The organism is Acidovorax soli, assembly GCF_014207955.1.
Lineage (GTDB): Bacteria > Pseudomonadota > Gammaproteobacteria > Burkholderiales > Burkholderiaceae_C > Acidovorax > Acidovorax soli_A.
In genome coordinates this window covers 13,190-26,248 of the sequence record NZ_JACHLK010000017.1, presented here as the reverse complement: position 1 = coordinate 26,248, position 13,059 = coordinate 13,190, and the positions used below count along the sequence as shown (strand labels likewise).

Annotated in this window: 13 protein-coding genes; 6 read left to right on the top strand and 7 right to left on the bottom strand. The window is 64.7% G+C overall.

Annotated features, from left to right (window positions below; all coding sequences use genetic code 11):
- Positions 1-19: 19 nt before the first annotated feature.
- On the top strand, positions 20-2,212 hold the full coding sequence (locus HNP48_RS29165; RefSeq protein ID WP_184863910.1) for a response regulator: 2,193 nt from the start codon (positions 20-22) through the stop codon (positions 2,210-2,212).
- Here the strand turns inward: HNP48_RS29165 and HNP48_RS29160 are convergent, their stop codons facing one another.
- A complete protein-coding gene (locus tag HNP48_RS29160; RefSeq protein WP_184863908.1) occupies positions 2,213-4,486 on the bottom strand; it encodes a diguanylate cyclase domain-containing protein in 2,274 nt (757 codons plus the stop codon).
- A gap of 553 nt (positions 4,487-5,039) precedes the next feature.
- Positions 5,040-5,192, bottom strand: coding sequence for a hypothetical protein (locus HNP48_RS29155; RefSeq protein WP_184863900.1), 153 nt, complete (start codon positions 5,190-5,192; stop codon positions 5,040-5,042).
- 436 nt (positions 5,193-5,628) lie between these two features.
- Between HNP48_RS29155 and HNP48_RS29150 the strand changes: the two genes are divergently transcribed.
- The 3 genes from HNP48_RS29150 to HNP48_RS29140 all read left to right on the top strand — a co-directional run bounded on the left by HNP48_RS29150 (position 5,629) and on the right by HNP48_RS29140 (position 7,540).
- The gene (locus HNP48_RS29150; protein WP_184863898.1) at positions 5,629-6,276 is read left to right on the top strand and encodes a hypothetical protein; all 648 of its coding nucleotides are present in this window, start codon (positions 5,629-5,631) and stop codon (positions 6,274-6,276) included.
- Between the two features lie 227 nt (positions 6,277-6,503).
- Positions 6,504-7,064: a polyhydroxyalkanoate synthesis repressor PhaR gene (phaR, locus tag HNP48_RS29145; RefSeq protein ID WP_184863896.1), complete on the top strand. Its 561-nt coding sequence runs from the start codon at positions 6,504-6,506 to the stop codon at positions 7,062-7,064.
- A gap of 17 nt (positions 7,065-7,081) precedes the next feature.
- Positions 7,082-7,540 carry a hypothetical protein gene (locus HNP48_RS29140; protein ID WP_184863894.1) on the top strand — a complete coding sequence of 153 codons (459 nt, stop codon included), beginning with the start codon at positions 7,082-7,084 and terminating at the stop codon, positions 7,538-7,540.
- A 12-nt stretch (positions 7,541-7,552) separates the two neighbouring features.
- Here the strand turns inward: HNP48_RS29140 and HNP48_RS29135 are convergent, their stop codons facing one another.
- The 5 genes from HNP48_RS29135 to HNP48_RS35220 all read right to left on the bottom strand — a co-directional run bounded on the left by HNP48_RS29135 (position 7,553) and on the right by HNP48_RS35220 (position 11,028).
- Positions 7,553-8,029: an SRPBCC family protein gene (locus HNP48_RS29135; RefSeq protein ID WP_184863892.1), complete on the bottom strand. Its 477-nt coding sequence runs from the start codon at positions 8,027-8,029 to the stop codon at positions 7,553-7,555.
- Positions 8,026-8,403, bottom strand: a complete 378-nt coding sequence (locus tag HNP48_RS29130; protein ID WP_184863890.1) for a helix-turn-helix transcriptional regulator — start codon at positions 8,401-8,403, stop codon at positions 8,026-8,028. The genes HNP48_RS29135 and HNP48_RS29130 overlap by 4 nt, the downstream gene beginning before the upstream one ends.
- 1 nt (position 8,404) lies before the next feature.
- Positions 8,405-9,106 (bottom strand): glutathione S-transferase family protein, encoded by a 702-nt coding sequence (locus HNP48_RS29125; RefSeq protein ID WP_184863888.1) that lies wholly within the window; start codon positions 9,104-9,106, stop codon positions 8,405-8,407.
- A gap of 221 nt (positions 9,107-9,327) precedes the next feature.
- Positions 9,328-10,332, bottom strand: a complete 1,005-nt coding sequence (locus HNP48_RS35225; RefSeq protein ID WP_221480392.1) for an AIPR family protein — start codon at positions 10,330-10,332, stop codon at positions 9,328-9,330.
- A 39-nt stretch (positions 10,333-10,371) separates the two neighbouring features.
- On the bottom strand, positions 10,372-11,028 hold the full coding sequence (locus HNP48_RS35220) for a hypothetical protein (RefSeq protein WP_221480391.1): 657 nt from the start codon (positions 11,026-11,028) through the stop codon (positions 10,372-10,374).
- A gap of 175 nt (positions 11,029-11,203) precedes the next feature.
- On the opposite strand from HNP48_RS35220, the gene rimO reads away from it, so the two are divergent.
- Both rimO and HNP48_RS29110 read left to right on the top strand, forming a co-directional pair.
- The gene (rimO, locus tag HNP48_RS29115) at positions 11,204-12,595 is read left to right on the top strand and encodes a 30S ribosomal protein S12 methylthiotransferase RimO (RefSeq protein ID WP_184863886.1); all 1,392 of its coding nucleotides are present in this window, start codon (positions 11,204-11,206) and stop codon (positions 12,593-12,595) included.
- Positions 12,596-12,606: 11 nt separating this feature from the next.
- Entirely contained in the window at positions 12,607-13,050 is a 444-nt protein-coding gene (locus tag HNP48_RS29110) for a hypothetical protein (RefSeq protein ID WP_184863884.1), read from the top strand.
- Positions 13,051-13,059 lie beyond the last annotated feature (9 nt).

Genomic DNA, 13,059 nt, shown 5'->3' with positions numbered 1-13,059 from the left:
GTTCAACGAGACACAGCCCATGCAACTGAGCGCAGCCGCGTTATCCACCGTCATCAACAGCGCCACCGACACGGCCATCATCGCGCTGGACAGCGCCGGCACCGTGCTCAGCTGGAACCCCGGTGCCGTGCGCCTGCTGGGCTGGACCGAGGAGCAGATGCGTGGCCAGACCCTGCTGCGCATCTTCCCCGAAGAGACCAACCCCCAGGCGCGCGTGACCGAGGAGATGGCCGACGCACTGGCCAAGGGCCGTGGCGGCCACGAGGGCTGGCGCATGCGCGCCGATGGCTCGCGCTTCTGGGCGGTGGGCGAGCTCACGCCCGTGACCGACCCGGCCGCCGCGCCCGTGGCCTTCGTGAAGGTGCTGCGCGACCGCACGCAGTGGAAGGTGTCCGAAGACGCACTGCGCGAGGAAAAGCGCACGCTGGAGGTGCTCAACCGCGCTGGCGCCACGCTGGCGCGCGAGAACGACCTGGCCAAGGTGGTCCAGGCGGTGACCGATGCCGGCGTGGAGGTCACGGGCGCGCAGTTCGGTGCCTTCTTCTACAACCGGGTGAACGAGGCGGGCGAGAGCTACACCCTGTACACCCTGTCGGGCGCGCCGCGCGCGGCGTTCGAGCACTTTCCCATGCCGCGCAACACGGCGGTGTTCGGCCCCACCTTCGCGGGCGAGGGCATCGTGCGCTCGGACGATATCCGGCGCGACCCGCGCTACGGCCTGAGTGCGCCCTACCATGGCATGCCCCAGGGCCACCTGGCCGTGACCAGCTACCTGGCGGTGCCGGTGGTCAACCGCGCCAGCGAGGTGATCGGCGGGCTGTTCTTTGGCCACTCGCAGGCGGGGGTGTTCACCGAGCGCTCCGAGCGCTCGGTGGCGCTGCTCGCGGCCGAGGCGGCCATTGCCATCGACAACGCGCGCCTGTTCGAGGCCGCGCAGCGCGAGATCGAAGAGCGCCGCAAGGCCGAGACCGCGCTGCAGACGCTCAATGCCACCCTCGAGTCGCAGGTGGCCGAGCGCACCGCCCAGCTGCGCCAGCACGAGGAGGCATTGCGCCAGGCGCAGAAGATGGAGGCCGTGGGCCAGCTCACGGGCGGCATTGCGCACGACTTCAACAACCTGCTGCAGGGCATCATGGGCAACCTGCAGCTGCTGCGCAAGCGCATTGCGCAGGGCGCCGCGGCCGACCTGGACACCTATGTCACGCGGGCCCTGGCCTCCACCTCGCGCGCGGCCGGGCTCACGCACCGGCTGCTGGCCTTTTCGCGGCGCCAGCCGCTCAGCCCCAAGGCCGTGCGCGCCAATCCGCTGGTGCTGTCCATGCAGGACCTGCTGCGCCAGACCATCGGCGAGAAGGTCGAGCTGGCACTGCAGCTCGCGCCCGAGCTGTGGACCACGCTGTGCGACGAGAACCAGCTCGAGAGCGCCATCCTCAACCTGGCCATCAATGCGCGCGATGCCATGCCGGGCGGTGGCCGGCTGACCATCGCGACCCACAACGCCGAGCTCGATGCGGCCTATGCCGCCGCCCTGCACGGCGTGCAGCCCGGCTCTTACATCTGCATCAGCGTGAGCGACACGGGCACGGGCATGACGGCCGAAACCCTGGCCCATGCCTTCGAGCCCTTCTTCACCACCAAGGCGGTGGGCGAGGGCTCGGGCCTGGGGCTGTCGATGATCTACGGCTTCACGCGCCAGTCCGAGGGCCATGCGCGCATCTTCAGTGAGTACGGCCAGGGCACCACGGTGCGCATGTACCTGCCGGCCCGTTTCAACGCCGAAGACAGCCCGGCGCACGCGCTGCCCACGCCCGCCGCCACGGCGGCAGCGACCCGGGGCGAGGTGATCCTGGTGGTGGAGGACGAGGCGCTGGTGCGCGAGATGGTGGCCGAAGTGTTGCGCGACCTGGGCTATGAGGTGCTGGAGGCGCACGACGGCCTGTCGGGGCTGGACCAGCTGCGCGTGCGCGAGCGGCGCATCGACCTGCTCATCACCGATGTCGGCCTGCCGGGGCTCAACGGCCGCCAGGTGGCCGAGGCCGCCAGCGCCGAGCGGCCGGACATGAAGATTCTGTTCATGACGGGCTATGCCGAGAAGGTCTCGGCCTCGCAGCCCTTCGCCTCGCCCGGCATGGAGATCCTCACCAAACCCTTCGAGGTGGATGACATGGCGCGCCGCGTGCGCGCGCTGCTCGACGGCAGCGTCGGCCGGTAGTCAAAGCACACTGGCGGGTGTTTCGTCGGCGACAAAGCAGGCGCGGCCCTGCGACTTGGCCTGGTAGAGCGCCATGTCCGCGCGCCGGGTGAGGTGGGTGGGCCGGCCGTCTGCCGCCGGCGTGACGCAGGCCACGCCGATGCTCAGCGTGACCCAGGGCCCCAGCACCGAGGCGCCGTGCGCGATGCGGGCGGTCGCGATGGCGTCCAGCAGCCGCTGCGCCACCTGGCGCGCGCCCTCCAGCGTGGTTTCGGGCAGCAGGATGGCGAACTCCTCGCCGCCGTAGCGCATGGCGCGTTCGTGCGAGCGCCACAGCGCATCGCGCAGCACGTGGGCCACGCGCTTGAGGCATTCGTCGCCCGCCTGGTGGCCGTGCAGGTCGTTGAAGCGCTTGAAGTAGTCCACGTCCACCATCAGCAGCGACAGCGCCGAGCCCTGGCGCGCATTGCGCGCCCACTCGGCCTGTAGCGTGTCGTCGAACAGGCGGCGGTTGCCCAGGCCGGTGAGTGCGTCCTGGTAGGACAGCTCGGACAGCGTGGCGTTGAGCCGCTCCAGCTCCAGCGCGGCCTGCTTGCGCGCCGTGATGTCCTGGAAGGCCCCTGCCAGCCGCACGATGGTGCCATCGCGCCGGATGGCCTCGCCCTGCGTGCGCACCCACAGCAGCCGCCCCTTGGCGGAGACGATCTGCAGCTCCAGGTCCCAGGGCGTGCCGTCCTGTATGCACCGCTGCACGGCGGCGTCGATCAGGGGCCGCGAGGCCGGGGTGTAGTAGTCGAGCGTGCGCGGCAGGTCGGGCGCGCTGCCGGGTTCGAGGTCGTGGATGCGGTAGACCTCGTCGGTCCACTGCGACTCGCCGGTGGCGAGGTCGCGCGTCCAGCCGCCGACCCGGGCGATCTCGCCGGACTTCTTCTGCAGCAGCACGGCATCGGCCAGCGCTGCCTCGTTGGCCTTGCGTTCGGTGATGTCCATGAAGGTGCCGATCATGCGCAGGGGCGCGCCGCCCTCGGCGCGCTCGGTCACCTTGCCGCGGCTGAACAGCCACACGAACTGCCCGCCATCGCCCACGCCCACGCGGAACTCGTTTTCGTAGGCCGGGCTGGCACCGCGCAGGTGGCTGGCGAAGGCCGCGGTGTTGCCGGCCCGGTCGGCCGGGTGCAGGGTGGCCGTCCATTCCTCGACCGAGCGCACCACCTCGGCATTGCCATAGCCCAGCATGCGCGCGCCCCGGGCATCGATGCGCAGTTGGCGCGTGTCCACCTGCAGCTCCCACAGGCCCAGCTGCGCGCCGTCGAGTGCGCGCTCCAGGCGGGCCGCCGTGAGCTGCAGCGCGGCCTGCGAGGCCTCCTCCTGCGCGAGCAGCCGGCGCAGGCGCCGGCGTTCGAACAAGCGCAGGCCCGTGGCCAGCACCAGCACGGTGGCGTACAGCGTGGTGTACAGGCGCACCTGCGCATACCAGGGCGCATAGACCTCCGAGCGCTCGCGGCTCACCGCCAGCACCACGGTGTTGTCCAGCCCCAGGCCCTGCGGCTTGACGCTGGCCAGCACCACCAGGCGCTCGCGCCCGGTGGCCGGTACCAGCCCTTCGTACACCGTGTTCTGCCGCTTGCTCTGGACATGGGCCTCGAATGCGGAGCCCGGCCGCGAGAGGTTGGCCATGCGCTCGGAGCCCATGCTGGGCACGGTCACGAAGACCTCGCCATCGGCATGCGCCATGGTGGCCCGCATGTCCGATGCAAACAGGGCTGCGCGCAGGGTGAAGGCAAAGAACTCGTCGTCCAGCGTGGCGGTGACCACGCCGGTGAATTGGCCGGCCGCGTCGAACACGGCGCGCGACAGGTGCAGTGCCACGCCCTCGTCGTCCGAGGCCGAGGGGCGTGAGAGGTAGAGCACATGCGGGTCGGGCCGGCCGCGCACGGTGCGAAAGAACTCCTTGGCAAAGAAGTCGCGGCCCACGTCGATGGCCCGGTCGGAGGCCACGGCGGTGCCGTTGGCGTCGTACACCGCCAGCCCGCGCACCGCCTGGATCACGTCGGTGAGCAGGTGCAGCTGGCGCGAGGAGTCGCTGCTCGACGCCGCGAGCGCCGAGGCGCGGTAGTCGCGGCTGATGCGCGTGAGCGCTTCGTTCAAGCCCTTGAGCTGGCGTGTGAGGTTTTCCGAGACATAGCGGCTCACATCCTGCAGTCGCGCAACCTCGACTTCGCGGATGGCATGGCGTGCGGTGAGCAGCTGAAGGGCCAGTGCCACCCCGGCCAGGGCGAACACAAAAAGGAACACCCGCCACGGTTCGAGCCGTGGCGAAGTGCGGTCCTTGGCAGACCCTGGGGGAGAGTCGGTTCGCGAAGAAAACACCTGCCGGGCCTTGCCTTTCATCCATCCCTGTAGCATGGGTCCACTGGAAGCGAGAAATCGGCACAGTCGATTTCTCGCTTCCAGTGGACCACGGGCCCGCGCACCGGCTGTCTGGGCAGCACCGCTGGCGCGGGTTCATGGGGCGGGACGCTGCCGCCGTGGCGGCTGCCAGGCGGTGCACTGGCGCCTGGCAGCTTGGGCGGGCCGGCCCCTGGGGCTGGTCAGCATTGTCTGCAAATGCCGGCCCGAAGTCATCACCCGTGGGGGTGAAACTGCGACCCATGGGGCCTGCCGCCGCCCCGTCCCTGGTGTGTGGCGGCCTTGGTGTGGTGCCGATTGTCAAGACCGAAGCACTCCCCCATGCGGGGGGTGTGGCCACAGGCCCTCCCGTGCTAGTGCTAGGGATGGTGTGATCGAGGGGCGCCACCGGCCGCAAGGGCGTGCAGCCGCCCCTTGCCGTGGGACATGGGGCCTTTCGTCAGAAGTGCGGAGGTGGGTCTTGCACCGGTGACTCTGCCGGGCCGGGCGGCGGGTCGCCCTGGGGCGGCTCGGGGGCCCAGGCCGGCCGGGGCGGCTGCTCGAGCGGTGGGATGTCCATGGGCGGCAGGGGCTGGGGTGCGGGTGCGGGCATGGTGAACTCCTGTTGAAGGAATGGGGCGGCGTGCCCCGACAAGCCCACGGTACCGCCCCATCCATGCCGTGTATGCCAGCCAATGCCCCGACCCGGAGCCGGTGAGCGCAGGCTCTGGCACAGGCACGCGCCGCGCACCCTGCCGAGCGCCCAATTGGCGCCAAAGATGTGATTTATGTATCAATTTCATTGTTGTTGTTATCTTTGGCGTGGCGAATATCGCCTGGGCCTGCTGAAAAATGAGGCGTTTTTCTGCACGAGCTTGTGCCCCCGATCACCAGCAAGTCGGGACAGGGTGGCGGACAATACACCCATTAAGGTGTGGCGCATGCGCGACGCACCCAGGTCGGGCGGTGCAGATTGTTGCCCGACTCAGTTGGTTACGATGTACGTTAACGGTTACAGGGCCCGCAAGGCCCTCCAGGAGAGATCAGACGTGAAACCGAACCCCAAAAACCTCGCGGTTGCGGCGTTTCTCGTGAGCGCCATGGCAGGGGCCCAGGCAGCGGATCCGGCGGTGTTCGATGGCACAGCCGGCACGCTGAGCATGCCCGTGCTGCAGATCGACAACGCCAAGTACTTCAATGTGGTGATCAAGCTGCTCGACGTGGGCGAGCTCAAGGCTGGCGACCCCGCCGTGGTGGGTGAGGACAGCCAGTTCATCAGCAATGGCAAGCTGCTGTACCTGCCCCGGCTGGCCCTGGGCAAGGACATCTTCACCCAGGTCAGCCTGGGCAACCCTTCGTTTGCGCTGGTGAGCTATGGCGGCGTGGTGACGACGCCCCCGTTCACCGGCACCGGAGGCACCGGCCACCTGCTGGACGTGCGCGTTACCGCGGTGGCCACGGCGCAGAACCCCATCACCCTGGTCAACGTCACGCGCCCCATGAGCCAGCAGGAGTTCTGCAGCGACGCGTCGCTGCGCCTGCCCATCACCCAGAGCCAGCAGCAAAGCGCGCTGGCCGGCAATTGGACGATCAAGGCCTGCACCTTCAATGTCATCGAAGGCACGGGTTCCATCGCCATGACGCTGAGCGTCTCGGGCCTGGCCTTGCCCTACAGCGCCACTTACGTCTACCACTGACACGCGCCCGACAGCGCGCAATCCCGGGGGGCGGCACATGGTGCCGCCCTTTTCTTTTGGGGGAGGCGTTGGGCGCCGCTGCGCACCGGGCCCTGCTGTCAAATGCGCGACTTCTCCCCATCAGGGTATTCCTTTGCCGCACCGGGGGGCTGCACTGCCTAGAATCTGTTGCACTGCAATAGCCACAGAACAGTCACACATGGGCCCGAGCGCCCGAGGAGTCCGTAGTGTCCGACAAGAAGAGCGCCCCCGCCGCATCCGCACCAGCACCTGCCGGCGGCAAGTCTGCACAGCGCGTGATCAAGAAGTACCCCAACCGCCGCCTGTACGATACCGACACCTCCACCTACATCACGCTGGCCGAGGTGCGCGAGCTGGTGATGGCCCACCACAATGTGGTGGTGCGCGATGCCAAGACGGGCGAAGACCTCACCCGCAGCATCCTGCTGCAGATCATCCTGGAAGAAGAGGCCGGTGGCGCGCCCATGTTCACCGAGGCCGTGCTGGCCAACATCATCCGCTTCTACGGCCATGCCATGCAGGGCTTCATGGGCGCCTACCTCGAAAAGAATGTGCAGGCCTTCACCGACGTGCAGGCCAAGCTGGCCGAACAGAGCCAGAGCGTGACGCCCGAGATGTGGGCTCAGTTCATGAACCTGCAATCGCCCATGCTCAAGGGCATGATGGGCAACTACGTCGAGCAGTCGCAGTCCATGCTCACGCAGATGCAGGAGCAGATGCAAAAGCAGACCGAGCAGATGCTGGGAGCCTTTGGACTCAAGCGCTGATCCGACCGGAGGTCGCCATGGGCTTTCTGCAACGCCTGTTTGGAGGAGGGGAGCGCAGGCTCGCGCACCCTGTCTTTGGCGATCTGGTGCTCATCCGTGCCAAGCATGGGGCGTACTGGGAGGGTGAGACCCAAGTTCTGGGCCATCCGCTGACCCTGGCCATCGAGGCCCCGGGAGGGGCTGAACCCGTGCCTGCACAGGTGGCTTTTTTCGAGCGCTACATCCACTACCCCGATGCAGCTTTTCACAAGGGAGAAGACCTGCTGGTCGGCGAGTACGAAGACTGGGTGCGCCGCCAGTTTCCCGCCGAATGGCGGGACGCGTTCGCATGGGTGGGTTTGTCGATCCCGGCCGATGGCGACGAACTCAAGCCCTGGGACCTGTCCTTCGAATGCCTGCAGGACGGCACGGCGCGGCGCCACTTCACCTGCTACATCGAGCGCGGTCATGTGGTGCGCGTGGAAGTGAGCGGGTAGCGGCCGCCTTGCCTACGAGGCAGCGCCAGGCTGTGCCAGGTACAGCCCCAGCCGCTCCAGCCCCTCCTCGGTGCCCCGCAACCGCTGCGCGCGGTCTTCGTGCCCGTCAAGGTAGCTGATCTGCTCGGTATAGACCATGCGGGTGCCGGTGGCGGCCGCGAAGAACTCCACGGTGGCCAGCGACACCGACAGGGCGCGCCCGTCGAGCCGGATGTCGTAGGCAAACACGATGCGCCGGCCGGGCACGATGTCGAAGAACAGCTTCTCGATCTCCTGCAGGCGCCCATCGGCATGCCGCACCCGGTGCGTCTCGTGCCCGTGCAGCCGAAAGTCGAGCGCATAGTGGGTCGTGTGCTCGGGGTGGCAATCGGACCACAGGCGCTTGGCCGCGGGGTCGGTCCAGGCGGCAAACACCGCATCGGGCGCTGCCGGGTACTGGCGCTCGATCACGAAATCGGTCTGCGTGCTGGGCGGGCGGCTGGCGGTCATCGCGGGTCTCCTTGGTTTGCGGGCTCTGCCTGCTGCTGCGCCAGGTAGTCGCCCAGCCGGTCGAACTGCGCATGCAGCATGGCCTTGTGCTGTGCGAGCCAGGTGTTCATGGCATCGAAGCCGTGGGGCTCGATCTGGAAGGTGCGCACCCGCCCCGCCTTGCGCGAGGCGACAAAGCCGCCTTGTTCCAGCACGGCCAGGTGCTTCACGGCCGAGGGCAGGGCGATCTGCAGCGGTGCGGCCAGTTCCGACACCGAGGCCGGCCCGCCGCGGCTCAGCAATTCGAGCATGCCGCGGCGGTGCGCGTCGGCCAGGGCGAAGAACATGCGGTCCAGATCGCCCGGGGCGGGAGAAGAGGAAGAGGGCGGCGGCATGTCAGCCCTGCGCATCATCAGGATTGAAGAAGCGGCGCGCCAGCCCCTGGCGCCCTGGGTAGAAGCGGAAGAAGGGCCGCGCCGCTGCGATGGTGCGCGCCACCGAGGGGCGTGCCACCAGGCGCTCGAAGTACGCTGCCAGGTGCGTGTGCCGGGCGTCCAGCGGCACATGGGTCACGGCATAGAACAGGGCCGGCGCGGCAGCGCAGTCGGCCATGCTGAAGGCGTCGCCCGCGGCCCAGGTGCGCCCTGCCATGTGCGCGTCGACCATGGCGTAGGCGGCAGACAGGGCCTCGCGCGCCCGGGCCAGGCCCAGGGCATCGCGCTGGCCCTCGGGCCGCAGCAGGTCGGCCGTGCAGGCCTGCATGGGCGCCATCACATACAGGTCGAACAGCCGGTCCCACAGGCGCACTTGCAGGGCCGCATCCGCGTCGTGCGGGATCAGCGGCGCACAGCCTGCGCCGGCATGGTGGCGCTGCAGGTGCTCGATGATGATGCTGGTCTCCGGCACCGGACGGCCTGCGTCCACCAGCAGCGGCATCTTGCCCGTCGGCCACAGCGCCAGAAAGGCCGCGCGCTCGGCCGGGTCGCCCAGGTTGAGCAGGCGCAGCTCGGGCGTGATGGAGAGTTCATCCAGCGCGATCAGCACCTTGTGGCAGTACGAGGACAAGGGGTGGTAGTGCAGGGTGAGTTGTGTAGGCATAGTTGGTCATCATCATAGTTTCTACAATAAGAAACTATCAGCATTACTGGTACTGCTCGTCAAGGTGACGAGCCGACCTGATGCTATTCATGCCACAAATATGCCAGACAGGCAGAGTACGGTGTGCAGAAAAATGGATGTGTAGCTAGCTGGTCAATATCAATTGACCTTGCCAATGGAGGCTGGCAAGGAGCAATTCGGTAAATTTCTAAAAATAGGTATCAATCAAGGAGTTGATCTACATTTGCTAGCACGGTGGCCGTTAGTGGAGGGGATTTCAATAAATCTCTTGAAATGTCCGGCTCTGGCAAGGTGGTTTTAATCAAGCGATCTAATCGATCAAACCATACTCCATCATTGCTGGAAAAAAGGTTATAAAGTGCCTCATTTTTTGATTTGCATCCAAAATTTTTGTATTTGGCTGCGCAATATTTTGACGCTGCTGCCATAATATGCCATCTTAGCTTGGAATATTTTCCATCAAATCTTTTGTTTGATGTCAGCATTCTCAATCGATAGTGACAAAAGCAAGCAGTGTAATAGTCTTCTTCATGAGCACTTTGTGCGAAAACCTCAGTGAGGAGTTCGCCAGTAAGACGATTGGGATACCTGCTGGAGAGATCCGGGCGCATCATGGAGATGGCTGCGTAGCACCGGGCTGTTTCTCTCACATCAAATATTCTCACTGGTGCTACATTTTCTGGTCGATACTGACCTTTTCGGCGTTCAAAGTAAATTCTAGTTGTTTCGCCTACACCTCTTGCATTGAAATATTGCTCAAGTTTGCGCAGTGCTACAAGCGTGGAGCTAAATTGTGCATCTTCAACTTTGGATTGGCGATTGGTAGCTCTAACTATATCATCTATGACAGAAGGCTCTTCGGCTTCAATTAGCTTAATCATTAAGCTTACGGAGCTATCAACTTCTGCATCAAGGGAAATTAAAATGTTTGATGTTTGACATCCGTTGACGATCTGAAAGTCGCGGATGTAGATCTCTTGTCCAGCTGGTCGAACGCTTGATGCCACAATGGTCACGCCATTGTTCATTAACCCAAATCTTGGGCGTTTCCCTTCAGTTTTCAGTGTGTCTGCTATTTCTGAATTGACGTCGGCGTCTACCCCCAAGAAATCACGCACATTTTCCTCGAAGAGTTTTTTTCTGGGGGCGCCTTTGCCATCTTTTAGAATTGAATTTATAAAACTGCGCGCAGTGACGGTTGCCACGTACGCGCTGTTAATGTTTGGTGCCTTCGGAAATGATGCTTATCCTACGGTTTGCAGCGTTGCTTCCATCGGGCCGTCTGCTGCCAACCATAGTCCATGAATGACCTCGCGATGTCCTTTGATTAAAAGGGTTTCGTTGGTATACCCCATTTTCTTCAATGCGACCTCGCCAATTTGAAATGCGGCATTGATTTCAACGGCATCTGTGTCAGGCGCTGCGGAGAAGAAGTATGCATGTAGATTGGGTAGTCCGCCCTTTATTCTTCCTATATTGTCATACAGCTTTTTAAACATCCTTTTGAAATCGGAGAGGTAAGGGCTGTGGGGCTGGGCTGGTGTGTCTGATAAATAATCGACAATAGCTGCTACAAAGGAATCGATTTCCTGTTTTGACCAATTGACAGAGCGTTTGGCTTGGCTCAAAACAATGGTGACTTGGTACTCGCGCCTTCCTGTCTCAAAAATTTCGTCAAGTTCTTCAATTGAAAAAACTGCTCGATCATCGAGGAATAACAGCGCTCCATCAATGCCTGGGTCCGCACCTTCGTATGCCAGATCGCTGGCCTCTACACTGTCTCCTGAATATTTTGAGTAAGCGCAATAATTTACAAATGCCTCGAAATTTTTTGCTTCGTCATATGGAGCATCAAAATTTCTGCAGAAAGTTTCAAAATACGAGCGCGTAACCAAGTGCATTGGGTTCCCTCCTTCAATTATTTGTGCTAGTGCTGCATGGGCAGCAAGCTGTTGAGATGCTGCTCGGTTGACATGTTACGGGATGTTGATGGCTCGGCGGAGGGGAACGTGCTCGAAGGGCCTGGAGAGCCCCCTCCATAGCCCTTTCCCGCCAGAACTGGGACAATAGAGGGTTATGAGCGAAGTACTGTCCCCCACGAAAACACCGAAAGTCGGATTTGTCAGCCTGGGCTGCCCCAAGGCGTTGACCGATTCCGAGCTGATCCTGACGCAACTGAGCGCCGAAGGATATGAGACCTCCAAGACCTTCCAGGGGGCGGATCTCGTCATCGTCAACACCTGCGGCTTCATCGACGATGCCGTGAAGGAAAGCCTGGACACCATTGGCGAAGCGCTGGCCGAGAACGGCAAGGTCATCGTGACCGGCTGCCTGGGTGCGCGCGAGGCCGAGGGCGGCGGCAACATGGTGCGCCAGATGCACCCCAGCGTGCTGGCCGTGACCGGCCCGCATGCCACGCAGGAAGTCATGGACGCCGTGCACCTGAACCTGCCCAAGCCGCACGACCCCTTCATCGACCTGGTGCCTGGCGGCTTCGGCATTGCGGGCGTGAAGCTCACGCCCAAGCACTATGCCTACCTCAAGATCAGCGAGGGCTGCAACCACCGCTGCACCTTCTGCATCATCCCTTCGATGCGTGGCGACCTGGTGTCGCGCCCCATCGGCGACGTGCTGAGCGAGGCCAAGGCCTTGTTCGAAGGCGGCGTGAAGGAACTGCTGGTCATCAGCCAGGACACCTCGGCCTACGGCGTGGACGTGAAGTACCGCACCGGCTTCTGGGACGGCAAGCCCGTGAAGACGCGCATGCTCGAACTGGTGCAGACCCTGGGCGAGATCGCCGAGCCCTACGGCGCCTGGGTGCGCCTGCACTACGTGTACCCCTACCCGAGCGTGGACGACGTGCTGCCGCTCATGGCCACGGGCCGCGTGCTGCCCTACCTGGACGTGCCGCTGCAGCACAGCCACCCCGATGTCCTGAAGCGCATGAAGCGCCCCGCCAGCGGCGAGCGCAATCTGGAGCGCATCCAGCGCTGGCGCGAGGTCTGCCCCGAGCTGGTCATCCGCAGCACCTTCATCGCCGGCTTCCCGGGCGAGACGGAAGAAGAATTCCAGCACCTGCTGGATTTTGTGCGCGAAGCGCAGATCGACCGCGCGGGCTGCTTTGCCTACAGCGATGTGAACGGCGCCGCCGCCAACGAGCTGCCCGGCATGCTGCCCATGGAAGTGCGCGAAGAGCGCCGCGCCCGCTTCATGGCCGTGGCCGAAGAGGTCTCCATCGCGCGCCTGCAGCGCCGCGTGGGCGCCACCATGCAGGTGCTGGTGGACTCGGCCCCCGCGCTGGGCCGCAAGGGCGGCGTGGGCCGCACGTACGCGGATGCGCCCGAGATCGACGGCACGGTGCAGCTGCTGCCGCCCGAGAAGATCAGCAAGACCATGAAGGTGGGCGAGTTCACGCGCGCCCGCATCGTGGGCGTGCGTGGTCACGACCTGATCGCCCAGCCGATCTGACCGTTCGGGCCATGCTCAGGACCCTGCGCGCATGCCTGGTGGTGGCCGCTGCCTTGCTGGCAAGCGGGGCAGGGCACGCGGGTTGCTCCGAGGTCCTTTCCGGGCGCTCCAGCACGCACGAGGTCACCATCAACGATGGGGGCTGCGAATTCGGCAAGCTCATGATCGGTGTGGAGGTGCTGCGGTCCGCGAAGCCGCAGCCGGCCGCTGTGGCGCGGTCTTCGGCTTCGGGCATGGTCGCCTTTGACAGCCAGTGCCAGTGGACCCCGGACGGCCGGGCCGGCTTTGCCTGCGGTGCCGATGGCGCTACGGTGCTGGCCGGCGCCACCTACCGCCGGGTGCCCGGCCGCAAGAAGGTCTGTGGTGACCCCCGCTGGCCCGTGTACCAGTGCACCCAAGGCTGCAGCCAGCCGGGCGTGCCGCGGGTGCTCCGCATTGATCCCTACGAGTGCTGAGGCCTTGGG